The organism is Streptomyces sp. NPDC036815, from assembly GCF_055609205.1.
In genome coordinates this window covers 188900-213749 of sequence record NZ_JBVJPW010000004.1, presented here as the reverse complement: position 1 = coordinate 213749, position 24850 = coordinate 188900, and the positions used below count along the sequence as shown (strand labels likewise).

Sequence of the window (24850 nt, the reverse complement as noted above, 5' to 3'; positions counted from 1 at the left end):
CGACAGATGACCGAGCCCCTCCTCACCATCGACGACCTGCACGTCGACATCGCCTCGCGGGAACGCACCGTGCACGCCCTCGACGGCGTCAGCCTCCAACTCGCCGCGGGCGAAGCCCTCGGCATCGTCGGCGAGTCGGGCTGCGGCAAGACGATGACCGCGCTCAGCGTCCTCGGCCTGCTGCCGCCGGGCGGCGAGATCACCGGCGGGCGCGTCCTGTTCGACGGAGCGGACCTCGCCGCGGCCGCGTCCCCCGCCCTCCAGGACGTCCGCGGCAACACCATCGGCATGGTCTTCCAGGACCCGCTGACCTCCCTCAACCCGACGATGACCATCGGCGCCCAGGTGGCTGAACCGCTGCTCCTGCACCGCGAGGGCATCACGCGGAAAGAGGCCTGGGCCCGCGCCCAGGAGATGCTGCGTCTGGTCGGCATGCCCCAGCCCGCCGAACGCATGAAGGCCTACCCGCACCAGCTGTCCGGCGGCATGCGCCAGCGCGTGGCGATCGCCATGGCCCTGGTCTGCGAACCGAAGCTGCTCATCGCGGACGAGCCGACGACGGCCCTCGACGTGACGACCCAGCACCAGATCCTGGAACTCGTCGACGGCCTGCGCGCCCGCCTGGGCATGGCGATGATCCTGGTCACCCACGACCTGGGCGTCATCGCCAACCGGGTGGACCGCGTCGCGGTGATGTACGCGGGCAAGGTCGCCGAACAGGCCGACGTCCGCGCCCTGTTCGCGCGCCCACGCCACCGCTACACCGAGGCCCTGTTCGCCGCGCTGCCCGAGCGGGCGGCCGACAGCGGCACCGAACTGCACACCATCCCCGGCCTGCCGCCGAACCTCGCGGTGCGCCCCACGGGCTGCCGTTTCGCGCCGCGCTGCACGTTCGCGACGGACGCGTGCCGCGCCGAGGAGCCACGGCTCGTGGACGATACGTCGCACGGGGCCAAGCACCGGTTCGCGTGCTTCCACCCGGTGCCGGATGTGGCGGCCTCCGAGGACGAGGTGGTGGCGCCGCCGCCCGTTCCCGCCGCCCACGCCCCGGGCGACGTGCTGCTCGAACTCGACACGCTCGTCAAGGAGTTCCCCCTGAAGGGCGGGCCGTTCTCGCGCAGCCGCGGCACGGTCAGCGCGGTCGGCGGGGTGTCGCTGACGATCCGCAGGGGCGAGACGTTCGGCATGGTCGGCGAGTCCGGCTGCGGCAAGACGACGCTCGGGCGGATCGTCGCGGGCCTGGACGAGCCGACCGGCGGCGCGGTGCGGTTCGACGGCGTCGACCCGGCGCGGATGTCGCGGGCCGAGCGGCGCGCGCACCGGCGCCGCGTCCAGTTGATGTTCCAGGACTCCACCGCCGCGATGGATCCGCGCATGCGGGTCGGCGAGATCCTGCGCGAGCCCCTGGTCATCCAGGGCGTCGGCGACCGCGCCGAGCGGGAGCGGCTGGTCGCCGGTCTCCTCGACGCCGTCGGCCTGCCGCGCGGCGCCGTGCACCGCTATCCGCACGAGTTCTCCGGCGGCCAGCGCCAACGCCTGGGCCTGGCACGGGCGTTGACGCTCTCCCCCGATCTCGTCGTGGCCGATGAGCCGGTGTCCGCGCTCGACGTGTCCGTACAGGCGCAGATCCTCAACCTGATGCGCGAACTGCAGCGCGAGCGCGCTCTGACCTACCTGTTCATCTCCCACGACCTGGCCGTCGTGCGCCATCTGGCGGACACCGTCGGCGTGATGTACCTGGGCAAGCTCGTGGAGTCGGGACCGGCCGAGCGCGTGTACGCACACCCCCTGCACCCCTACACGCGCGGGCTCCTCGACACGGTCAACCTGCCCGACCCCGAGGCCGCGTCCGGCGCTGCACGCACCCCCCTGGAGGGCGAGACCCCGTCCGCGGCGAAGCCTCCGTCGGGCTGCCGCTTCCGGACCCGCTGCCCCCTGGCCCAGGACGTGTGCGCCACGACCGAGCCCCCGGTCAGCACGCCCCACGGCGAGGGACACCAGGTGGCCTGCCACTTCCCGCTCGCCGCTCCTCGGCTAGCGTCGGCGGTGTGAGACTCGCCGATGCCCTTGCCCTGCGCCCGGTCGTGCTCGACGGCGGCCTCTCCAACCAGCTGGAGGCCGCCGGGCACGACCTGAGCGACGCCCTGTGGTCCGCGCGGCTGCTCGCCGACGAACCGGCGGCGATCGAGACCGCCCACCGCGCCTACTACGAGGCGGGCGCCGAGGTCGCCGTCACCGCGAGCTATCAGGCGACGTACGAGGGGTTCGCGCGGCACGGCATCGACGCCGCCCGCACCCGCGAACTGCTGCTCCTGAGCGTGGAGTTGGCGCGCCGCGCCGGGGCCGGGCTCGGGCGCGAGGCGTGGGTGGCCGCGTCGGCCGGGCCCTATGGGGCGATGCTCGCCGACGGTTCCGAGTACCGGGGGCGGTACGGCCTGTCCGTGGACGCCCTCGAGCGCTTCCACCGGCCTCGGCTCGAAACCCTCGCCGAGGCCGGACCCGACGTCCTCGCCCTGGAGACGGTCCCCGACACCGACGAGGCGCGGGCGCTGCTGCGGGCGGTCCGCGGGCTCGGGGTCCCGGCCTGGCTGTCGTACAGCGTGGCGGGCGACCGCACGCGGGCGGGACAGCCGCTCCAGGAGGCCTTCGCGCTCGCCGCCGACGCGGACGAGGTCCTCGCGGTCGGCGTGAACTGCTGCGACCCGAGAGACGCCGACGCCGCGGTGGCGCTCGCGGCGCGGCTCACCGGCAAGCCCGTCGTCGTCTACCCGAACAGCGGCGAGGCATGGGACGCCGCGGCCCGCTCCTGGCGGGGTCCGAGCCGGTTCGCGGCCGGGCGGGCCGACGCGTGGCGGGCGGCGGGGGCGCGGCTGATCGGCGGGTGCTGCCGGGTGGGGCCCGGGGCGATCACGGAGATCGCGGCCGAGCTGTCGCGGGGTGGCACGGCGGGCCGTGGAAGCCCGCCGCGCGAGATCTGAGACACCCCAGCTGACCTGGGCCGATACGGCTCCCGGGGGTGACTGTCAGTGCCGGGGTGCAGACTGGCCGGTACCTGAGACAACTACGTCCCGGAGGTGGTTGGCATGGCCGACATCATCCTGACCGTAGGCACCCGCAAGGGCCTTTTCATCGGACGCAGGCGAGCCGGTGCCTGGGAGTTCGACGACAGCCCGTACTTCAACGCGCAGGCGGTCTACTCCGTCGCCATCGACACCCGCGGCCCCACCCCGCGCCTCCTCGTCGGCGGGGACAGTGCCCACTGGGGCCCCTCCGTGTTTCACTCCGACGACCTCGGGCGCACCTGGACAGAGCCCTCGAAGCCCGCCGTGAAGTTCCCCAAGGACACCGGGGCCTCACTGGAACGGGTCTGGCAGCTGCACCCGTCGGCCGCCGAGCCGGACGTGGTGTACGCGGGCACGGAGCCCGCCGCGCTCTACCGCTCGGAGGACCGCGGCGAGTCCTTCTCGCTCGTCCGTCCGCTCTGGGAGCATCCCACCCGCTCCAAGTGGGTGCCGGGCGGCGGCGGAGAGGGTCTGCACACGGTGCTGACCGACGCCCGGGACCCGCGTGCGGTGACGGTCGCGGTGTCGACCGCCGGGGTGTTCCGCACACGGGACGGCGGCGAGAGCTGGGAACCGGCCAACAAGGGCGTTTCCGCGGCGTTCCTGCCCGACCCCGACCCCGAGTTCGGGCAGTGCGTGCACAAGGTCGCACGGGACGCGGCCGATCCGGACCGCCTGTATCTGCAGAACCACTGGGGTGTGTACCGCAGTGACGACGCGGGCACGCACTGGACGGACATCGGCGCGGGCCTCCCCTCCACCTTCGGCTTCACGACCGTGGCGCATCCGCACCGCGGCGGCACGGCGTACGTCTTCCCGATCACCGCGGACATCGACCGCGTCCCCGCCGACCACCGGTGCCGCGTCTACCGCACCGCCGACGCCGGAAAGAGCTGGGAGCCGCTGAGCGCGGGCCTGCCCGAGGAGGATCACTACGGCACGGTACTGCGTGACGCGATGGGGAGCGACGGCTGCGACCCGGCGGGCCTCTACTTCGGCAATCGCAACGGCGAGGTGTACGGCTCGGCGGACGACGGCGACAGCTGGGAACTGCTCGCCTCGCACCTGCCGGACGTGCTCTGCGTGCGGGCCGCGGCCATCGGTTGATCGCCCCCGCGGTTACGGCAGTAGGGTGACGCCGTGGCACCACGACCCTTGCATGAAATCGTCGAACCAGGCTGGGCGAAGGCCCTGGAGCCGGTGGCCGAACGGATCGCCTCGATGGGGGACTTCCTGCGCGCGGAGATCGCCGCGGGACGCACCTATCTCCCGTCGGGGCAGCACGTCCTGCGCGCGTTCCAGCAGCCCTTCGACGACGTCCGCGTCCTGATCGTCGGCCAGGACCCCTACCCCACGCCCGGTCACGCGGTGGGCCTGTCGTTCTCGGTCGCGCCCGAAGTGCGGCCGCTGCCCGGCAGCCTCATCAACATCTACCGCGAGATGAGCGACGACCTGGGACTGCCCGCGCCGTCGAACGGCGACCTCACGCCGTGGACCGACCAGGGCGTCCTGTTGCTCAACAGGGCGCTCACCACCGCCCCGCGCAAGCCCGCCGCACACCGCGGCAAGGGCTGGGAAGAGGTCACCGAGCAGGCCATACGGGCGCTCGCCGCGCGCGGAAAGCCCCTGGTGTCCATCCTCTGGGGGCGTGACGCGCGCAATCTGCGGCCGCTGCTCGGGCAGTTGCCGTCGGTGGAGTCCTCGCACCCGTCGCCGATGTCGGCCGACCGCGGGTTCTTCGGGTCGCGCCCGTTCAGCCGGGCCAACGACCTGCTGGTCCGCCAGGGAGCGGAGCCGGTGGACTGGCGGCTGCCGTGACCCACGGGGAGTACGTCCTCGGCGTCGATTCGGGCGGTTCCGGTCTGCGGACCGCCCTGCGCGCGGCGCCAGGCGCGTACCGGTCCGACCCGGTGCGCCCCGTCGACCCGGCGCACCCTGTCGACCCCGTGCACTCCGCCGGGCCGGTGCGCACCGGCCCGCGCGGCATCGACGCCGGGCACTTCCTGGAGCAGCTCCTGCCCATGGCGCGGGCTCTCCTGGAGCAGGCGGGCGGCGGCCGCATCACGGCGGTCGCCATCGGCGCGGCGGGCCTCGCCACCCTCGGCGACGACCTCCGTGCCGAGCTGCCGTCCGCGCTCGAACGGACCCTGGGCGTACGCCGCACAGCGCTCGCCGCGGACGCCGTCACCGCGTACGCGGGCGCGCTCGGCGACCGCCCCGGCGCGGTCGTCGCCGCGGGCACCGGCATGATCGCGATCGGCACGGACCTGACCGCCTGGCACCGCGCCGACGGCTGGGGGCACTTGCTCGGCGACTGCGGCGGCGGCGCCTGGATCGGCCGCGCCGGGCTCGAAGCGGCGATGCGGGCGCACGACGGCAGGCGCGGCGGTTCGGCGGCGCTGCTGGCCCGCGCGACGGACCGGTTCGGCCCCGTGACCGGCCTGCCCGGGCAGCTCTACCCCCGCGCCGACCGGCCCGCCGTCCTCGCCTCCTTCGCGCCCGACGTGGCCGGCTGCGCCACGGAGGACCCTGTGGCGGACGGCATTCTGCGGGGCGCGGCCCGGCACATCGCCGAAGCCGCTGCCGCCGTCTGCCCCGCCGAGCCCGGCGAAGTCGCGCTCACCGGCGGCCTGTTCAAGCTGGGCCCCCCTCTCCTCGCACCCTTGTACGAGGAACTCGCGGTGCAACTGCCGCACGTGCGGCGGGTCCCCGCGGCCGGTGACCCGCTGGACGGCGCGCTGCGCATAGCGGTCGATATCGCCGCCGACCGGCTGCGACTGCCGCACGACGCGCGCATGCTCTCCGTCCACGGACCGGGCGACAGATGACCTCGACGTAATTCATCAGACAAAAACGGACTTATACCGCCCACCTGCACCCTCCCCGAACAGGGCAGGCCCGCAAGCCAGTAGCATGCGGGCGCATGAGCTCCCCCACTGGGCCCGCATCCGGCCTGCCTGTACGAATGCCGCGCCCCCGTCAGCCGGGCCGGCACCGCCGTCCGGAGCCCGTCGCGGCTCCTGAAGGCGCGCCCGCACTTGTTCTCGCCGTGCCGGGCGCCCCCAGCACCACCACGCGCGGCCTCGCCGAGGAAGTCGTGAGCATCGCCCGCTCCGAGCTGCCCGGCCTCGACGCCCGCATCGGTTACCTCGACGGTGAGGAAGACGCCACCGTCACGTCCTTCCCCGAGTTCCCCTCGCTGCAGTCCGTGCTCGCGCACGCGGCCGCCGAGCGCACCGCCCGCGTCGAGCGGGCGCGCGCCGCCGGCGCCGAGGTGGCCGACCCCGAGGGCCCCGTCGCCGTCGTCGTGCCGCTGCTCGCGGGCCCCGACGCCGCGCTGATGCGCCGCATCCGGCAGGCCGTCATGGACAGCCGTGCCGCCGCCGAGCTGTCCGATGTGCTCGGCCCCCACCCGCTGCTCGCCGAGGCGCTGCACGTGCGCCTTTCGGAGGCCGGTCTGGCCCGCGCCGACCGCGCCCGCCTGTTCACCGTGGCGACGGCCGCGGACGGCATCGTGCTCGCCACGGTCGGCGGCGAGGAGGCCGTGCAGGCTGCCGGGATCACCGGCATGCTGCTCGCCGCGCGCCTCGCCGTGCCGGTGATGGCCGCCGCGCTCGACGAGGAGGGCGCCATCGCGGCGACCGCCGAGCAGCTGCGCGGTTCGGGCTCGGCCCAGCTGGCGCTCGCCCCGTACCTGATCGGCCCCGAGCTCGACACCGGCCTGCTCGACGCGGCCGCGAAGGAGGCGGGCTGCTCCGTCGCCGAGCCGCTCGGCCCCTACCCGGCGATCGGCAAGCTGGCGCTCGCCAAGTACACGACGACGCTCGGCATCACGCCGCAGCAGCCTTCGGGCGCGCCGGTGCACTGATTCTCCGGAACGTACGGCGATGGGCCCGCCCCGATGTGGGGGCGGGCCCATCGCCGTGTCCAGCCGGAGAGCACGTCACTCAGCCGGACATCACGGCACTCAGCCGAAGATCACGCAGGAGGCCGCGGGCGCCGCGACGGAGCCCGTCCGGACCGGCAGGCCCGTCTCCTGGTCGATCGTGAACCAGGTGACGTCCCCGGAGCGCTCATTGGCCGCGTACAGGTGCCGTCCCGCCGGGTCGATGGCCAGGTCGCGCGGCCAGTGCCCGCCGCACGGCACGGTGGCGGTCAGCCGCGCCCCGTCGCCCGTCCCGTCGAGGGCGATGACCGAGATGACGTCGGGGCCGCGCGTGGCCGTCCACAGGAATCGCCCGTCGGGCGCGACGACGACCTCCGAGGGGTACGTGTCGCCGTCCGGGGCCGCCACCAGGACCGGCAGCTCGCTCAGGGGCTTGAGAAGGCCCTCGGCGGCGTCCCAGGCGCAGACGGTGAGGGTGGGGCTGAGCTCGTTCAGGACGTACGCGCGATCGCCGCGCGGGTGGAAGACGAGGTGCCGGGGCCCGGACCCCGGACGCAGCGCCACCTCCCGGTGCAGGGTCAGCCCGCTCTCGCCGAACGCGCAGACCCGCACGGAGTCCGTGCCGAGGTCGACGCTGACCGCCCAGCGGCCGCTCGGGTCGGCGAGGACCTGGTGGGCGTGCGGCCCCTGCTGGCGCTGCGGATGCGGGCCCGAGCCGGTGTGCCGCAGCTCGCTCGACGAGGTGGGGGCGAGGGCGCCGTCGGCGCGCAGCGGCACGGCGCTGACGCTGCCCGAGCGGTAGTTGGCGGTGAGGACGTGGCCGTCGTACAGCGCGAGGTGGGTGGGGGCCGAGCCGACCGGGACGGAACGCCCCACCGGTTCGGGCACGCCTCCCCCGGTGCGGAACGCGGCGACGGCGCCGTCGGAGGTCTCACTGACCGCGTAGAGCCTCTCCCCGTCGGGCGAGAGCGCGAGGTAGGAGGGATCGGCGACCGCGTCCGTGGCGCCGACGGGAGTCAGCGCGCCGGTGTCCGGGTCGACCTCCGCGGCGAGGACGCCGCGCCCCCCGGCCGCGGTGAAGGATCCGATGTACGCCCGTCCCGCCTGCCTGCCGACGACCACTGCTTGTCCCCTCTCGACCCGGGCGCCACAGATGTGACGCCGCTCATGCGGCCGAACGCTAGCAGTCGGTCTAGACCAGGCGGTGCGGGGATGCCGGACCCCGGATCAGCTGCCGACCGCCGGCGTGCGGGTCGCCCGCTGCAGCGGTGCCGCGAGTTCGACGAGGGATTTCTCCAGGCTGTGCAGGTGAGCGAGGGCAGGCTCCAGGCCGCCCGCATGGAGCGGGTCACTGGACGTACCCGTCTCCCGCGGCGCCGGTTCCCGCGCCGTCAGGGATTCGACGGCGGCCTCGACGCGCCAGCAAGCGGCGGCGAGTCGGGCGTCGTGGGACGCCTCCGGGTCCCCCGCGATGGACGCCAGCCCCCGGACTTCGCGTGCGCAGTCGTCGAGCAGGGCGATGACTCGCAGGGCCCGGCCCTTGCGCGCCCGCAGGGGACTGAACGGGTGCACGAGAGGAGCGAGGGACAGGCGCACCCGGCCCAGGATGGCTTCCAGTTCCGCGACCCTCGGGGCCGGATCGGCGGACGTCGTCCCGGCAAGGCGTGCCGCGGCTTCCGCGGTGCAGGCATGCACGCAGAGGATGGCCCGCTCCACCCAGTGGTCGGTCGTGGAGTGGGTCGAGATGGGCAGGATGAGCAGCACCGCCAGTCCGGCGCCCAGGGCTCCGACACCGGTCTCGACCAGGCGCAATCCGAGCAGGCTCGCATCCAGCACCCCGAGCAGGCCGTAGAGGGAACCTGCCAGGACCGTCACCGAGAGCATCATCCACGAGTAGGAGACGGCGGCCGTGTAGAAGATGCCGAAGACGCTGATCGCGATGAGCAGTGCGCTGGGGACGGGCGCGCCGTTCAGCGGCACGACGAGCACCAGGCCCGCGGCGATCCCGACGACCGTTCCGAGCACCCTGCGGAAGCCGCGAACGAGCGTCTCGCCCCTCGATGTGGTGTTCACGAAGACCCACCATGTGGCGCCCACCGCCCAGTACCAGCGATCACCGGAGATCGCCTGCCCCACGGCGAGCGCGAAAGCACCGCCCGTCGTGGCCTGCAGCGCCTGCCGGGTGGTCGCCCGCGCCAGCCCCTCACCGCTCGGCGGGGCGGGCACGGCGGCCAGGGGCGCCCCGCGCTCGTAGCACCACAGCCCGAAGCGCACGGTGGAGGCGGCGGCCAGGGAGAAGAGGACCGCCGCGTAGAGCTGGGGAAGCTGCTCGAGCTCGGCGTGGAGGAACTGAGTGCTGAAGAAGGTCATGAAGGCGAACACGCCGAGCGAATGCCCGCGCGGCCCCCACCGCCGGGCGTACACGCCGAGCCCCATCACGGTCAGGAAGGCGATGTCACGGGCGACCGGGTAGTCGTGCAGCCCCGCCGCGAGGGCGAGCACAGGGAAGCCGACGACGGGCAGGAGCGCGGTGGTGACCGCCTGACCCCGCACGGTCGTGTCCGTCACCGTGAAGAGCGCGAGCAGCGCGGCGAGGCCGCCGGTGATCGCCGCGGCGAGCGAGTGCCCGGCGACGCCGCACACGGCCACGGCCAGCGTGATGCCGAGAACCGCCCGTGCTGCGAACCGCAACCGCGCCCGCCCCGGATCCGGCGCCACGAACACCTTCTTCAGCACGGCTTCCCGCTCCTTCCGCATCCAGTTCGACATGCCACATCAAAAAGGCGCCGCGGAGATCCGCAGCGCCATCGACAGAGACATCACACCATTCATGAACCCCTTGGCTCAACTGACACCCACATCACTGCGCCAATGGCCCACCCCGGTGCGTCCAAGTCGAACCACGGGCAGACCAATGGACCAGAGGGATCGGGGCACTGTTCGTCGTGTTCCCAGCGCACCGCTGGGTCGGCCATGCCGTCGACGACCTGAACAACGGCGGGATCGAGCCGGTTGTCGACCCCACGGCGCCCGCGCGGGAAACGTATATGTCGAAATAGCGAGCCGGACTTCCACACGCTCTCCGGGCCCTGAGCGCGGCCTGAGCTCCGCACCTGGCAAAGCGCCCACCACGAAGGCGCTTTGACCAGCGGCCCCCAGCGCTCATCCCGCCGGGCTTCCGCACCGACGGCAGACGAGGCCACTACCAGAAAGGGGTCCAACCTCTACGGAGAGTACACTGTAGAGTGCATGGCCGAACTGCGCACGGAGGTGAGGGTATATGGGAACGAAGCGATATCGGCAGATGTGTGCCGTCGCTGCGGCGCTGGACATTGTCGGGGAGCGCTGGACCCTGCTCATCATTCGTGACCTGATCAACGGGCCGAAGCGATACAACCAGCTCCTCAGTGAGAGCCTGGTCGGCATTGGACCGAATCTCCTCGCCTCGCGGCTGCAAATGCTCACCGACGAGGGGCTGATCGAACGGGAGCCGGTCCCTGGCGACGGCCGTGGAGTCGAGTACCGGCTGACGGAGAGCGGTGAGGCGCTCAAGCCGGTCGTTCTCGGACTGGCCTCATGGGGCCTGTCGCACATCACCTCTTACGAGCCCACCGATCTGGTGCGTGCCGAGTGGGGCATGGTCGCGGTGGAGGCGATGATCGCGGCCGGACCGCCACCGGAGGCCGACGAAGCGTACGAGTTCCGCATCGGGGACCACGTCTTCTGCGTCTCGTGCGAGAACGGGAAGGCCACCGTCGTCGAAGGGCCCGCCCCGCGGAAGGCGGCGCTGGTCGTGGACTCCGACGCCGAGACGTTCATACGGATCGGGAACGAACAGGTCAGCCCGCTCGATGCGGTGCTGTCCGGACGGATGTCCATCAGCGGCGACTCGACGGCACTGTCGCGTTGCCTGAAACTGCTGGGGCTCAGCCTCGACTCGGGCGGGGACAAGCCACCGGCCGGCGAGGGTCTTGTCGAGGCGGTGTCCTAGCCCGGCGGTACCGGCGCCTCCTCGGGGCTCAGCTGTTCGGCCAGGTCCAGCAAGTCCGCCTCGGATCCATGCGCTCCGACGAGCTGCACTCCGCAGGGCAGGCCTTGCGCCCCGACGCAGGGAACGTTGACGGCCGGCTGTCCGCTCGCGTTGAACATCGCGGTGTACTGCATCATGCCGAAGGTGCGGTGCATCGCGGTGTCGGGATCGTTCAACCACCCGAGCCGCGGCGCCTGAACGGGCACGGTGGGGCTCAACAGGATGTCGAACCGGTCCCACCATGCCGTGAGATCCGTGACGAGTCGGCCCAGCCACCGCACCGTGTCCCTGACGGCTTCGGGCGTCGCCAGTGCCGCCATGGCCAGCATGTGGGCCGTTCCGGGCTCCATATCGGTTTCCGTCAGCGGTCGGCCGAGCTCCTCCGAAGCGTCCGCCACCTCCTTCGCCAGCCAACCGGCCAGCATGGGAGTGGTCTGCATCGCGAACTGGTCGAACTGATCGAGCACTTGGGGGTGGGCCGCGAGCACCTGATGGCCGTGGTCACTGAGCTTGTCCGCCATCCGCTCGACCGCCTCGACGGAGCCGCCGCCGAGGTCGATCGCGGAACTCACGGCCGAGGCGAGTACGCCGATTCGGAGCCGCCGATGCGGACCATCGGTACCGGAACGAACGGCGTCGGACGCCTTGGCCAGGCCCAGCACCGGGAGCATCCGGCGCAGGTCGTCGACCCTGCTCGCGAGGAACCCGTGCTGGTTCCACGCCGCGAACGTCGGCGTCGTCGCGAGCCGCACGAGGCCGGGCTTCAACGCGAAGACTCCGCAATGAGCCGCCGGAATGCGCAGGGACCCGCCCAAGTCCGTCCCGTGCGCGATCCGCACCGCTCTCGCGGCCACGGCACACGCCGAGCCGCCGGAGGACCCTCCGACGCTGCGATCGTGATCCCACGGGTTGTGCACCGGCCCGTAGGCAAGCGGCTCGGTGGTCACCGCCAGCCCGAATTCGGCGGACTTGGTCCGCCCGACGATGTCGAACCCGAGTTCTCGCAGTCGCCGCCCCATGGGGTCGTCGTGTTTCGAGACGACGCCGTGCTCGCGCAGGACGTGGTTGCCGCGCCACAACGGCGCATCGGCCAGCTTGAGGTCGAGATCCTTGACCAGCAGCGGCTCGCCCGCGAAAGGCGCCGACGGCCGGGGTGGGGCGGGCGGCAGTGTCGTCGCCAGGAACCCCAGAGCCGCATCAAGACGGGTGACGTGGTCGCGGACCTCCACGGCTGAAGCGGCCCGCGCCCGCTCGGTATCGAATGTGTCCGCACTCGGTTCGGTCGACTGGTCACTCACTGCCAGCACCCTCCCATGTCTTGCAGGCGACACCGCCAGCATGCCACTATATCCAACATATAGTGACCTACCAAGCCTCGTGCTCGCGGAGGAACGATCCGCCTATGCAGAAGCACACCGACCTCACTGGGCAAGCCTCAACGGATGGCGTCAATTGGGCGGAGGTGCGGGCGAATTTCAAACTCCAGCCCGGCTGGGCCGACTTCACCTCATTCATGCTGTCCTCGCATCCGAAACCGGTGCGCAAGGCGATCGCGGAGCTGGCCGACCGAATAGACGCGCGCCCGGAGTGGGCCGAACTCGCCGCGCTGGAGCCCGGCGAAGCGAACATGATCCTCCAGGTGAAATCCGCGATCGCCCATTACGTGGGGGCACGGCCGGACGAGTTCGCGCTCGTGCAGAGCACAACGGCCGGATTGGGCCTGCTGTACGCCGGACTGCAACTCCACCCGGGCGACGAGATCCTCCTCTCCGAGCACGACCACTATTCCCATCACGAAGCGGCCCGGCGCAAAGCCGAGAAATGCGGCGCCGTCCCGCGATTCGTGTCGCTCTACGAGGACGGCGCCGCGGTGACCGAGGACGAACTGATCGACCGCGTGCTCGGCGCACTCACCTCTCGTACCCGCGTCGTCGGATTGACCTGGGTGTACTCCGGCAGTGGGGTACGGATGCCCGTACGCAAGGCAGCGGATGCGATCCGCTCCTGGTACGGGGCACGTCCGAGTCCGTTGATCGTGGTCGACGGCGTCCATGGCTGCGGGGTCCTGGACGAGCCGGTCGACGGGCTGGGTGCGGACTTCTTCGTGTCAGGAGTCCACAAGTGGCTGCACGGCCCCCGCGGCACGGGATTCATCTGGGGTCGGACCGCGAGCTGGCGATATGTGGAACCCACGATTCCAACCTTCGAACTCGACGCGGACGTGTTCGAGGCCTGGGTCGGCCGGAAACATCTGCCGCCCACACGTGCCTCATTCGTCTCACCCGGTGGTTTCGTCGCCTACGAGTACCTGTACGCCGTTCCCGCGGCGATCGACTTCCTGACGAGCATCGGGAAGACCGAGATCTGCCGACGCGTACTCGGCCTGAACACGCGACTCCGGGAAGGGCTGGCCGCACTCCCCGGAGTCCGCCTGATCACGCCCCTGCCGGAACACATGAGTGCGGGCATCGTGTGCTTCGAGGTCGACGGGCTCGAACCGCGTGACGTCGTGACCGGGCTCGCGAAACGGCACATCCGATCGGCCACGACTCCGTACCCGCGGTCGTACGCCCGGCTCGCCGCCACCATCGAGAACTCCGAAACCGACGTCGACAACGCGATCAATGCGGTCGCCCGCCTGTGAGCGATGACGTCAGACGCACCTGCCGGGGAACGGACCGCCACGATCAAGGGATCTCGGGCCATGACCGACCGGACGGAATTCGACAGGGTGCTGGCCGAAGCTGCCCGGCACGCCGGCTCCTCGCTGCTGGCAGGCTCGGACCTGGCCGGCGTGGGAGACCCCTACTTCCCCGTCGACGGTTCCGACTTGTTCACCATCACCCACCACGTACTGGAGGTCGATTTCGACATCACCAGTGGCCTGCTCAAGGGACTGGCGCGCCTGGAGGTCACCGTCGGCGCGGACGTACCGGCCATAGCGCTCGACTTCGGGCTGCCGGCCCGTGAAGTGGTCGTCGACGGCTCCACGCTGGCCCCGATGGCGGTCCCCGGGAAACTCGTCATCGAACCCGGCACCGGCCTCGGCGCCGGCCCTCACCACATCGACATCACCTACGCGGGCCTGCCCGGCGAGGTGGAGATCCGAGGCGAACGGTCCTGGCTGAACACGCCTCTTGGCGCGCTCGCCGCGAGAGAACCGCATGCGGCGGCGTTCTGGTTCCCCACCAACGACCACCCGTCACGCAAGGGGACCTACGACCTCACCATCACCGTGCCGCGCGGGTTCGTCGCCGTTGCCCCCGGCCGCCTCGTCGAGCACGCGCGCACCTCACACGGGAATCGCTTCCGCTGGGTGACAGCCGAACCCGTGGCCTCGTACCTCTACTCGCTTCTCATCGACAGGATGCGGATCGAGATCGACACTCTCGACGAGCGCGGCGTGCAATGGGTCTCCGCCTACGGCGACGGGGTCGACGCCGACGCACCGCTGGCCCGGGCCTCCATCGAAACCACGCCGACAGTCCGCGCATGGCTCGAAACCCTCCTCGGCCCCTACCCGTTCGACGCGATCGGCGGCGTGGTGACGCGCATGGCCGGCCCCCACGCGCTGGAGACGCAGACCCACCCGATCTACGGCGACCGCTTCTTCCACCAGAGCCTCGACTCGTACGTCGTGGCACACGAGATGGCGCATCACTGGTTCGGCAACTCGGTCAGCCTCTCGACCTGGAAGGACATCTGGATCAGCGAAGGCATCTCCACCTACCTGTCCTGGATGTGGTCGGAGAAGAACGGCGAGGGCACCACGGATGAGCTGTTCAGCAGCTTCTATCGCCTTCGAGCCGCGGACCCGGATTACTGGTTGATCCCACCCGGCGACCCCTCACCCGCCCACCTCCTTTCCACTCAGGTATATGAACGCGGAGCGATGGCGGCCCATGTTCTTCGCCGGTCGATCGGCGACGACACGTTCACGGATTGTCTGCGCACGTGGTGCGCGACCCGCCGCCACCAGCATGGCTCGCTGCCGCAGTTCCTCGCCACGGCCGCGTCGATCAGCGAGACCGACACCGCCGCGATCACGCAGCCCTGGCTTTTCGCACGCCAATGCCCGGACCCACCACCGGGAATGCCGACTCGCACCGGCCTCGAACCGCCCTCGCTCCGGTTCATCCGCCGCACCGGGGACCCGCAATCACAGAAGTGAGGGATTCGGCGACATGCCGACCGAGCATTCGAGTCCGGCCGCCCGCGCGGACGTCATCTCTTTCCGATCTTGACAATGCACCGAGGCGGAGGATAGCTTAACAATTATGTATTGATCGCCCGTGGCTGCCTGCCGAGCCCAGTTGGATCTGAGAGGAGCCCGTCATGTCGGCCACCGAGCTGAGTTACGCGGACTTCACGAGCCATCACCGGCAGTACGCTGCCGCGGACCATCTCGACGAGCTGCGTGCCCGGGACTTCTCCCAACTGGATCGCCTCGGCCAGGTGTATCTGGACTACACCGGCAGCGCGCTTCCCGGTCGATACCAGCTCGACAGGTACCGCGACTCCGTCTGCGACGGCATCTGGGGAAATCCGCACTCGGCGAACCTGCCCTCGCGGCGCTCGACGGAAGCGATCACAGCGGCGCGGCGGGCCGTGCTCGACTTCCTGAACGGCTCACCCGACGAGTACACCGTGGTGTTCTGCGCGAACGCCTCGGCCGCGATCCGACTGGTCGCCGAATCGTTCCCCTTCGCCGCTCCCTCCCGTCTCGGTCTGCTCCAGGACAACCACAACTCCGTCCTCGGCATTCGTGAGTACGCCGAGCGGATGGGCGCCGAGGTGACGACCGTGCCGCTCGGCGCGGACCTGAGGGCCGATGTCGACGAGACGCACCGGATGCTCGCCGGCGGCACGGACGGCCCCTCGCTCTTCGCCTATCCCGCCCAGAGCAACTTCTCCGGGGTGCGCCATTCGCTGGACTGGATCGACGTGGCTCACGCCCACGGCTGGAAGGTGCTGCTCGACGCGGCCGCCCTGGTGCTGTCGCAGGACCTCGATCTGGCCGAGCACAAACCCGACTTCGTGCCGCTGTCCTTCTACAAGATCTTCGGCTGGCCGACCGGCATCGGCTGCCTCGTGGCGAGGAAGGAGGCGCTGGCCGATCTGCGGCGCCCCTGGTTCTCGGGCGGCACCGTGATCGCGTCCAGCGCGATGGGAGGCTGGCACGCGCTCGCGCCGGGAGCGGAGGGGTTCGAGGACGGCACGCCGAACTTCCTCGGCGCCGTCGGTGTCGGCATCGGCCTGGACTACGTCACGAACATCGTCAAACGGGACCTGGCGCGGGCACGCATGACGAGTCTGCTGCAGTACACGCTGCGTCGCATGACGGAACTGACACACGACAACGGCATGCCGATGTGCGCCGTCTACGGGCCCGGCGATGTCGTCGACAGGGGACCCACCATCGCGTTCAACGTCATGGACAGGAACGGCCACGTGGTCGATGAGCGCCTGGTCGAGGGCCGGGCCGTCGACATGGGCATAGCGTTGCGGACCGGCTGCTTCTGCAACCCCGGCGTCGGCGAGGCCGCGTTCTGCCTCGCCACGGACGACCTGCTACGGGCCGGCCGGCTCAGCAACGCCCCGTACACGGTGGAAAACTACCGGCACGAGGTCGGCATTCAGACCGGCGGTGCGCTACGGATCTCGCTCGGCCCTGTCTCCAACTTCCAGGATCTCTCCCGTTTCGACTCCTTCCTGCTGAGCTGGCAGGACTTCGTCCAGACCACCGAGAGCCTCGCCGGTCTGCCACCGCGCGAGCGTTGTTGACACCGAAGGCGGGGTCACCGTGCAGAGAGCCGTGGTGATCGGCGGCAGCATCGCCGGCCTGCTGACAGGACAGGCACTCTCGGCCGCGTTCGATGAGGTCGTCGTCATCGAACGCGACACCTTGGATACGGCGAGCGGCGGTGTCCGGCGCGGCGTCCCGCAGGCGCGGCACCCTCATACGCTCCTGCGCCGCGGTGAGCAGATCCTCGACACCCTGTGCCCCGGCATCACGGAGGACCTGGTCCGGCACGGCGCGGTCGTGATGCCCATGGAGCGGGTGTGGTGGTGGCAGCAGAAGGGCTACCGCGCGGCGGTACCCGAGGCGGCCCCCATCATCTCGTGCTCGCGTCCGCTGCTGGAGTTCCTGGTACGCGAGCACGTGAGGCGCAACGGAGTCGTCGAACTGCGCACCGGTGAAACGGTCGACCTGGTCGGCGGCGACGGCGCCGTCAACGGGGTCCGCGTGCGCGGCCCGTCCGGCGAATCGGTGATCAACGCCGGCCTCGTCGTGGACTGTTCCGGAAGACGGTCACGGGCCGGCCACTGGCTGGCCGGGCTGGGGTACCCCGGCCCCGAGGTACGGCTGGTCCAGTCCGACGTGCGCTACACGACCCGTGTCTTCCATCGCTCGACGCGTGTGCGGGCCGACGGCGCCGCCGGATACTTCGTCATCAGCGACCCGCAGGCCAGGAGGCGGTTCGGCACGGCGATGCCGATCGAGGGCGACCGGTGGATCATCACCCTCGCCGGGCTGCACGGCGAGGGAGCGCCGACCGACCTGGGCGGATACCTCAGCTGGGCCCGCACCCTCCCCACCGCCAAAATAGCGTCCATCATCGAGGACGAGCGGCCCATCGGCGCGGCCGTTCGCTTCCGGCTGCCGGGCAGCGAGTGGCGGCTGTTCCACCGGCTCGCGGCCCACCCGCGCGGCTTCGTGTGTGTCGGCGATTCCGTGTGCAGCCTCAACGCCCTGTACGGGCAGGGCATGACCTCTGCCGCGGTTCAGGTCGTCGCACTGCAGGAAGCCCTCGCGCGGTCCGATGTCATGGGTCCGGAGTTCACCCGCACGTTCTACCGGCTGTCCGCACGTGCGGTCTCGCCGGCCTGGGCGACGGCCACCGGAGCCGATTTCGTCTATCCCGAGACGCGCGGCCACCGTCCCTGGCCGACGAAGATGATCAATCGGTACGTCACCCGATGCCTGGTCGCGGGCCAGCACGACCCGAGCATCGCGGCGCGGCTGTGGGACGTGGCCAACATGGTGGAGTCCCCCGCGTCGCTGCTTGGCCCATCGGCTCTCGCGAGGATGGTGCGCAACTCCGGGCGAAGGCCCCTGCGGAACAGCGAGCCGATCACGCCCCGGTGAGATCTACAGCAGCAGGTCGGGCGAGTACATGTCGAGCCAGTGGTACACGTCGAGGACCCGGTCCAGTCCGGCCCGCACGTCCCCGGGCATCTTGTCCGGCGGGATCTCGGTGGTCGCCCGTGCCCACTGCCGGTCGACGATCGCGAAGACGGGGTGGTCGGGTCGCGCGAGGATCTCGGACAGCTGGCTGACGAGGCTGGCGGCGTACCCGGGGTCCTGGCTCGTCGGGTAGGGGCTCTTCACGCGATCGCGAACGGCCCGGGGCACCACGGCGCCGGCGGCCTCGCGCAGCAGGCTCTTCTCGCGGCCGTCGAAGGTCTTGAACGACCACGGCGTGTTGTAGACGTACTCGGCCAGGCGGTGGTCGCAGTACGGGACGCGGACCTCCAGCCCGACGGCCATGGAGGCACGGTCCTTCCGGTCGAGCAGCATGGGAAGGAACCTGGTGAGGTGCTGGTGGCTGATGCCCCGCATCCGCCTCTCGTGGGCGTCGTCCCCGGGGAGCTGTTCCACTTCCTTGCGGGAGACGGCGTACTGGTCGGCGATGAAATCCTCCAGCTCCAGCTTCGCCCTCAGGTCGCGGTTCAGCAGGGCGAACCGGTCGGCGGTGAAGGCGCTGCGGAAGGCCAGCCAGGGGAAGTTGTCCGCGTTGACGGACTGCGGGTGGTGGAACCAGATGTACCCCCCGAAGATCTCGTCCGCGGACTCTCCCGAAAGGGCAACGGTGGACTGTTCGCGTATCGCGCGGAAGAGCAGATACAGCGAGTTGTCCATGTCGCCGAGCCCGGCGGGGATGCCACGGGCGCTGACGACGGCACGGCGAACGTCGGGCCTCGAAAGGGTGCTTTGATCGAGAGCGACGCGGTGGTGGTTGGTCTTGACGAGCTCGACGACTTCCCGGACGAACGGGGCGTCCGGCGTATCGCGGATCTCATCGGGTACGAACGTCGCCTCCTGATCCTCGAAGTCGACGGAGAAGGTCCGCAGCGGCCTGCGCTTCGCCGCCTCGGTCGCGGTGGCGAGTCCGGTGAGGGCGCTCGAGTCCAGACCGCCGGACAGCAGTACGCACAGGGGGACGTCCGAGACGAGCTGTCGTTCGACGATGTCGTCGAGCAGTGCGCGCACATGCTCGACCGTGGTGGGCAGGTCGTCGGTGTGGTGCCGGGTCTGCAGACTCCAGTAGGTGTACGGGGTGGCGCCCCTGCGGTCGACCGTGAACGTCGTGCCCGGCCGGACCTGGTCCATGTCGCGCCACAGCGACCAGCCGGGCTGGCCGGTCATCGCGAACAGTTCCCGCAGACCGTCGGCGGTGACCGTGCGGTCCGCCAGCGGATGCGTGAGGATCGCCTTCGGCTCGGACCCGAAGACGAGCCCGGAGGGTATGCGGTAGACATACAGGGGCTTGATGCCGAAGCGGTCGCGCGCGAGGAACAACCGCTCTCGCCGCTCGTCCCAGATCGCGAAGGCGAACATCCCGTTGAGCCGCTCGACGACCGACTCTCCCCACTCCAGATAGCCCTGGAGCAGGACTTCGGTGTCGCTGCTCGTCTCGAACTTGCGGCCCCGCGCCCTGAGTTCGGCCCGCAGTTCGGTGTAGTTGTAGATCTCACCGCTGTAGACGAGCGCCACTTCACGGCCGGTCTCGGTCGCCACCATCGGCTGCCGGCCACCAGCCGGATCTATCACCGCCAGCCGCCGGTGGCCGAGGGCGACGTGCGCGCGTACGAACGTTCCGGTCGCATCCGGGCCGCGGCGCGACACGGCAGCTGTCATGGACTCGATGACCTCGGCCGGCCGGGCACCGAACTCCGCATCGAACGACACCCAGCCGGTAATTCCGCACATCGATGATCTCCCACGAGGTCAGGCGGGCTCGCGCTCGGTCCTGGAGCGGACGCCGGCGGCGTACCCCTGACTGACGAGTCCCGCGGCCATGGCTTTGTAGAATTCCGGGTCCTCGGGCACCACGGCACCCAGCCCGTCGACGTAGCGGTTGAACATGGCGAAGGCGGCGGCGATGAGGACCGCGTCGTGCACGTCGCGCTCGGTGGCTCCGGCCTCGCGTGCCTTCGCGACATCCGCGTCCTGAACGGTCTTGCCGTCGGCGGTCACCTTTGTCGCGATGTCGAGCAACGCCTGCATCTTCGGGCTGATCGCGGTGTCGGCCGATCGTGACCTGACGCCGTCGACGATGGCCTCGCCGTCGTCCAGCTGGGCTGCCGCGATCGCGAAGTGCCCGTTGGCACAGAACGGACTGGCGTTGAGGTGGGACACGTGCCCGGCGATGAGCTCACGCTCGCCCCGCGAGAGGGAGGTGTCGTCGCGCAGCAGCGCCTCGCAGAACTCCAGGAGTGGTTTGGCGGTCTCGGGGCGGTAGTTGAACAGCCCGAAGATGCCGGGCATCCGGGCGTCAACGGTGATGTGGGGCATCACGTGCTCCTAGCCTGGTAGGCAGAAGGGTGGTCGTTACCATTCGACCGGCAGTCGCGTGTATCCGTGGAACCCCAGGACGGGTGTGTGACGTTCGCCGGTGAACTCCGGCGAGAGCGACAGATTCGGGAGCCTTTCCGCGAGGCTCGCGAGAATCCTCTGCACCTCGGTCCTCGCCAGCGGCGCCCCGATGCAGAAGTGCGCGCCGTGTCCGAAGGACAGATGCCGGTTGGGCGTGCGGTCGACGCGCACCTGGTCGGGAGAGTCGAACGCGTCCTCATCGCGGTTGCCGGAGCCGAAGAGGACGAACAGTCTGCAGCCGGCCGGCAGGGACACGCCCCCGAGGACGGTGTCCCGGGTCGTCGTCCGCCACAGGCCTTGCAGAGGGGCGTCGTAGCGCAGGATCTCTTCGACGACCGTCGGGATGGTCGAGGGGTCGGCACACAGGTGTGCCCAACGGGCGGGCTCCGACAGGAGGACGGCCATGCCGTTGCCCACGGTGTCGATGGTTGTTTTGTGCCCTGCCATGACCAGCCCGCACAGCGCGCTGACGATCTCGTTCATCGACAGGGGTTCGGCGCCGGGGAGTTGGTCGTGGACCATGACGCTGATGACGTCGGATGTGGGCCGGGCCCGGCGCTCCTCGACCTCGTTGGCGATGAAGTGCTGGAACGCCACCAGATTGCGTGCTTGCTGCAAGCGTTCGTCCAGTTCGGCGGGTGCGAACAGGAACGAGACGAGGTCCCTGCTCCACAGGGACGCGTCGTCGATGTGCTCCGCCGAGATGCCCATGAAACGCAGGATGACCGCTACGGTGACGGGCCGGGCCAGATCCGCGATCAGATCGCACTTTCCCAGCGGAACGACGCGGTCCAGGTGTCGGTCGACGACGCTGTCGACGACCGAGCCGAATTCCTTGGTCCGGGTCTGGGCCATGGCCTGGACGTACGGGTAGCGGAATCGTGCGTGCGCCTCGCCATCCGTACTGATCGCGATCGGCACCATCGGGTAGCCCGTCGCCAGCACCGCGGCGACGTCGGGATGCGGATCGTCGAAGGGGTGCGTCAGCCCCTGCGACGAGAACGTGTCCGGGTCGCCGCACACCGCCTTGACGTCGTTGTACCGGCTGACCACCCAGGCGTTGAGCTCGGGCGAGAACTTGACCGGCTCCTTGTCACGGAGGTGACGGTACAGCGGGTACGGGTCGGCGAAGAGCGCGCTCATCTCACCGAACCTCTGCTTGGTCGACTCGGCGATGTCAGTCATCCGCGCACTCCGACCTGGTAGATAGCTACACGTTTGAGTATCGAAACCGTAATGCCGCCGCCTGCCCGCGTCAAGAACTTCGCCCTACCCGTAGGCGCCGCGGTAGTAGGTCAGGGGACTGACGTCGGCTTCGCCGACCTCCGCGCCGATGACTTCCCCTACGTAGACGCTGTGGTCGCCGGCGGGGTGGACATCGCGCACCTCGCAGTCGACGTGGGCGATCGCGCCGACGAGGACCGGGCATCCCGTGAGGTGACTCGGCCGCCAGTCGACGCCCCTGAACCGGTCCCCGTTGAGATCGATGGTGGCCATGCGCTCCGCGATCCACTGCTGGTCCTTCCCCAGCAGGTTCACGCTGTACGCGCCGAGTTCGCCTACCACGCGCCCGGTCGCGGAGCCGTTCCGTGCGCAGAACAGGACGAGCGGCGGCTCGAGCGAGACCGAGCAGAACGCTTGGCACGTCATGCCCACGGGGCCCAGTCGCGTCACTCCGGTCACGATGGTCAGCCCGGTGACGAAGTGGCTGAGCGCACGGGTGAAGGTCGCCGGGTCGACCCCTGCGGCGAGACGGGGCTGGGATGAGGCCAACGGAAGTCTCCCCTCGGGTCGCTACAGCATGTTCTACCGATTCCGTGCGGTCACCGGAACCCTTGAGCAGCGGGCGAGGGGCCCGCCGGAGGGTTCAGCAACCTCGAAGAACCCTCCCGCTCAGCCGTCTCCGGGCGCTCGGCGACCAGCCGCAAGTCACCGCACATTTCGTGAGCTGTCGGCTATTGACTACAGAAAAAAAGAGTGATCTAGTGAGTGATACGCAGCTGAGTCTCCCCTCGCCGCAGGCCCGCACCGCGCACTACCGCGGCTCGCACGGGCCCACCGGACGACGGCAGACGAGCGCGCCCCACTGCACGGCACGAACAGCCCTGAGCAGTCACAGTGGTGCAGCCCTCCGATGGCGGCACAGCCCGCCCGACGACTCGCGGAAGGAACCGCCATGACCGACCTCGCCGCTCCGCACAGTCTCGACACGACGGCTCTGCTCGAGGAGTACCGCTCCGAAGTGGTGCCCGCGGCCGCCGCATTCGTCAGGGGCCGCATGTCGGCGCGGGACCTGCGCGCGATCTGGTTGCCCTACTTCCGAGGCTCCTTCCTCACGTACGAGAGGGCCGTTCAGGAAGCCTGGCGTGCCGCCTACGGACCCGACCGCGGCATCGAGCCCGGCCCGCCGATGGCCGACCCGAAGTACGCCGAGCAGCTCCGCTACTTCCCGGTGACCATCTCGCACAACAACCTTGAGCGGCTCATCGACGTGCTCGAGGTCGAGCTCGGGGACCGGACCGCGAGCGCGACACAACTGCCCGAGCGGATCATCGACTTCGCGTACGTCATCGATGCCCTGGAGGGCTTGATGCAGTCGCTGTCGAGCAAGTCCTGATCCAGGCTCGGCCCAAGACAAAACACAACAGGTTCAACCAGACCGCGAAAACTTCAACTGGAGGATCTGATGAGCCTCATGAACGAGCTGCGCGAGGGCGCGGCTGTCAAGGGCGCTGAAGGTTCGGCACTGCACAACGCCGAAGTAGTCAAGGGGCACGAACTCGCGTGGGGCGGCGACCTCTACACCATCCGTCCCTACACCCTCGGTCCGGCCGCGCTTGAGGCCTTCACCGTCCGCGAGCGCATCCACGTTTCGATCGACGGGCTCGGCGAGGACCTGGTCGACCTGCACGGCATCGGCGTCTACCGCCGGCACGAGCCGCGCATCGGCGCCGAGGGCGAGACCGAGCTCACGTGGCGCACGGCGACCATCGGTGCACAGTTCCTCTCGCTGCAGGTCGTCGGCGAGAGCGACGTGTTCGGGCAGATCAGGGTCACCAACAGCCCGACCAAGAGCGAAGGCGCCACTGTGTCGCCGAACCTCGTCCCCGGCCCGGTGGACCCCGAGATCACCCCGATGAAGAACTGCGTGACCGCGCTGTACCCGCGGTTCGACATCGAGAACCTCGGCGCGGTCATCGACACGGGCGACGTCCGCGTCGATGTCGAGTCGCGCGTCAACATGGTTCCGCCGATCGGTGACGTGTCCCGGACGTCGACGTCGTACGCGCTGTACGACGGCGACCGCCGGGTCGGCACGCTCCTGGCGGCCGACCTCGAAATCGGTGCCCTGCTGCACCACATCCCGATCAAGAACGCGACCAACCCGGTCGAGTTCGCCACCATCATCGCCTGAGCAAGGAGCAACCGGCGGTGAATGATCGTGGACGGGCCTGCGTCAATCTGGGCGCGGGCCCGCTCACAGCGTACGCATTCGGTGTCTCCTCCTCGATAGGTCATCGCGCGATGCGATACACCTTCGCTCGCGCCGCTCACGGCCACCGGTTCCTGACCGCGGTGCGGATCGACGCCCCGCAGACCCTGAGCCGTACCGAGGTGGCGATCTGGGAAGACGTGACGCGGCCCGGTGGCTGCCGGATCCGTACCTTCATTCCGACGATGCGCGCCCCCAAGGAGATCGACCGGCCGCGGATGTTCGACTGCCTTCCGCTGACGGACATCAGCTATCTGGATCTCATGCGCACGATCTGCCCCAGTCTGCTCCCCACGACCTGCGTCGAGGTGACATCGAATGGGTCGTCGTGGGCGACGTCGCTGGGCGCATCGGCCCAGGTCACGTACCGGGCGGCCGACGTGTCGGTGACCGAGTTCCTGGTCGACGGCCGGACGACGCCGGTGGCTCGCCTCGTGCACCGGAACGGCGTGCTCGAACGTTCCTGGCGAGTCCTGGAGTTCGGAAGCGAAGCCGATCACGGCATGCCCGTGCGGCTCCACGTCGGTCGGGAAGGCGTCAAGAAGCCGACGGTCTTCGAACGGGTCACCCCGGTGACCGCGTTGGCGCGGCATCCCGGCGTCGAGGACGCCGTTCCCCTCTTGGACGAGGCACATCGACAACTCTTCGGCACGGGGTCGGTATGAAACGTGCAGCGAATCGAGGCCGGGACGCCGTGCGGACCACGGCTCGGCTCGTG

At 70.2% G+C, this 24850-nt stretch carries 21 protein-coding genes; 14 read left to right on the top strand and 7 right to left on the bottom strand.

The genetic code is table 11. From position 1 onward, the window contains the following. Positions 1-6 precede the first annotated feature (6 nt). The 6 genes from ACZ69I_RS11885 (at position 7) to ACZ69I_RS11860 (ending at position 6930) form a co-directional block, all read left to right on the top strand. Positions 7-2052, top strand: coding sequence for an ABC transporter ATP-binding protein (locus ACZ69I_RS11885; RefSeq protein WP_470831807.1), 2046 nt, complete (start codon positions 7-9; stop codon positions 2050-2052). Next, complete coding sequence (gene mmuM, locus ACZ69I_RS11880) at positions 2049-2978, top strand: homocysteine S-methyltransferase (protein WP_470831806.1); 930 nt, start codon at positions 2049-2051, stop codon at positions 2976-2978. Before ACZ69I_RS11885 ends, mmuM begins: the two co-directional genes overlap by 4 nt. 105 nt (positions 2979-3083) lie before the next feature. Beyond that, the gene (locus ACZ69I_RS11875; protein ID WP_467675820.1) at positions 3084-4169 is read left to right on the top strand and encodes a WD40/YVTN/BNR-like repeat-containing protein; all 1086 of its coding nucleotides are present in this window, start codon (positions 3084-3086) and stop codon (positions 4167-4169) included. A gap of 33 nt (positions 4170-4202) precedes the next feature. After that, positions 4203-4880 carry a uracil-DNA glycosylase gene (locus ACZ69I_RS11870; protein WP_470831804.1) on the top strand — a complete coding sequence of 226 codons (678 nt, stop codon included), beginning with the start codon at positions 4203-4205 and terminating at the stop codon, positions 4878-4880. Then, positions 4877-5890 carry an N-acetylglucosamine kinase gene (locus tag ACZ69I_RS11865; RefSeq protein ID WP_470831803.1) on the top strand — a complete coding sequence of 338 codons (1014 nt, stop codon included), beginning with the start codon at positions 4877-4879 and terminating at the stop codon, positions 5888-5890. The genes ACZ69I_RS11870 and ACZ69I_RS11865 overlap by 4 nt, the downstream gene beginning before the upstream one ends. Positions 5891-5985: 95 nt before the next feature. Next, positions 5986-6930, top strand: a complete 945-nt coding sequence (locus tag ACZ69I_RS11860) for a sirohydrochlorin chelatase (RefSeq protein WP_470831801.1) — start codon at positions 5986-5988, stop codon at positions 6928-6930. A gap of 99 nt (positions 6931-7029) precedes the next feature. Here ACZ69I_RS11860 and ACZ69I_RS11855 read toward each other — a convergent pair whose 3' ends face one another. After that, on the bottom strand, positions 7030-8070 hold the full coding sequence (locus ACZ69I_RS11855) for a lactonase family protein (protein WP_470831799.1): 1041 nt from the start codon (positions 8068-8070) through the stop codon (positions 7030-7032). 105 nt (positions 8071-8175) lie between these two features. Then, positions 8176-9684, bottom strand: a complete 1509-nt coding sequence (locus ACZ69I_RS11850; RefSeq protein WP_470831797.1) for an FUSC family protein — start codon at positions 9682-9684, stop codon at positions 8176-8178. 544 nt (positions 9685-10228) lie between these two features. Between ACZ69I_RS11850 and ACZ69I_RS11845 the strand changes: the two genes are divergently transcribed. Beyond that, entirely contained in the window at positions 10229-10939 is a 711-nt protein-coding gene (locus tag ACZ69I_RS11845; RefSeq protein WP_467675830.1) for a winged helix-turn-helix transcriptional regulator, read from the top strand. Here ACZ69I_RS11845 and ACZ69I_RS11840 read toward each other — a convergent pair. Beyond that, a complete protein-coding gene (locus ACZ69I_RS11840; RefSeq protein ID WP_470831795.1) occupies positions 10936-12276 on the bottom strand; it encodes an amidase family protein in 1341 nt (446 codons plus the stop codon). The two genes, ACZ69I_RS11845 and ACZ69I_RS11840, sit on opposite strands and share 4 nt — an antisense overlap. Before the next feature lie 104 nt (positions 12277-12380). Between ACZ69I_RS11840 and ACZ69I_RS11835 the strand changes: the two genes are divergently transcribed. The 4 genes from ACZ69I_RS11835 to ACZ69I_RS11820 all read left to right on the top strand — a co-directional run bounded on the left by ACZ69I_RS11835 (position 12381) and on the right by ACZ69I_RS11820 (position 18128). Continuing rightward, positions 12381-13622 (top strand): aminotransferase class V-fold PLP-dependent enzyme, encoded by a 1242-nt coding sequence (locus ACZ69I_RS11835; RefSeq protein WP_470831794.1) that lies wholly within the window; start codon positions 12381-12383, stop codon positions 13620-13622. A 60-nt stretch (positions 13623-13682) separates the two neighbouring features. Continuing rightward, positions 13683-15149 (top strand): M1 family metallopeptidase, encoded by a 1467-nt coding sequence (locus ACZ69I_RS11830; protein ID WP_470831792.1) that lies wholly within the window; start codon positions 13683-13685, stop codon positions 15147-15149. Positions 15150-15313: 164 nt separating this feature from the next. Continuing rightward, positions 15314-16762, top strand: coding sequence for an aminotransferase class V-fold PLP-dependent enzyme (locus ACZ69I_RS11825; RefSeq protein ID WP_470831790.1), 1449 nt, complete (start codon positions 15314-15316; stop codon positions 16760-16762). A 19-nt stretch (positions 16763-16781) separates the two neighbouring features. Continuing rightward, entirely contained in the window at positions 16782-18128 is a 1347-nt protein-coding gene (locus ACZ69I_RS11820) for an FAD-dependent oxidoreductase (RefSeq protein WP_470831789.1), read from the top strand. Positions 18129-18131: 3 nt separating this feature from the next. Here ACZ69I_RS11820 and asnB read toward each other — a convergent pair whose 3' ends face one another. The 4 genes from asnB to ACZ69I_RS11800 form a co-directional block, all read right to left on the bottom strand. Further along, positions 18132-19973, bottom strand: a complete 1842-nt coding sequence (gene asnB, locus ACZ69I_RS11815; RefSeq protein ID WP_470831787.1) for an asparagine synthase (glutamine-hydrolyzing) — start codon at positions 19971-19973, stop codon at positions 18132-18134. Between the two features lie 18 nt (positions 19974-19991). Further along, positions 19992-20558 (bottom strand): carboxymuconolactone decarboxylase family protein, encoded by a 567-nt coding sequence (locus tag ACZ69I_RS11810; RefSeq protein WP_470831786.1) that lies wholly within the window; start codon positions 20556-20558, stop codon positions 19992-19994. A gap of 36 nt (positions 20559-20594) precedes the next feature. Further along, complete coding sequence (locus ACZ69I_RS11805) at positions 20595-21824, bottom strand: cytochrome P450 (protein WP_470831784.1); 1230 nt, start codon at positions 21822-21824, stop codon at positions 20595-20597. Between the two features lie 84 nt (positions 21825-21908). Continuing rightward, a complete protein-coding gene (locus ACZ69I_RS11800; RefSeq protein ID WP_470831783.1) occupies positions 21909-22412 on the bottom strand; it encodes a flavin reductase family protein in 504 nt (167 codons plus the stop codon). A gap of 403 nt (positions 22413-22815) precedes the next feature. Here ACZ69I_RS11800 and ACZ69I_RS11795 point away from each other — a divergent pair, with 403 nt between their 5' ends. From ACZ69I_RS11795 to ACZ69I_RS11785, 3 genes are all read left to right on the top strand, one after another. Next, a complete protein-coding gene (locus ACZ69I_RS11795) occupies positions 22816-23256 on the top strand; it encodes a hypothetical protein (RefSeq protein WP_467675851.1) in 441 nt (146 codons plus the stop codon). Positions 23257-23325: 69 nt separating this feature from the next. Continuing rightward, a complete protein-coding gene (locus tag ACZ69I_RS11790; RefSeq protein WP_467675854.1) occupies positions 23326-24054 on the top strand; it encodes a DUF6073 family protein in 729 nt (242 codons plus the stop codon). 161 nt (positions 24055-24215) lie between these two features. Continuing rightward, a complete protein-coding gene (locus ACZ69I_RS11785; RefSeq protein ID WP_470831781.1) occupies positions 24216-24797 on the top strand; it encodes a hypothetical protein in 582 nt (193 codons plus the stop codon). Positions 24798-24850 lie beyond the last annotated feature (53 nt).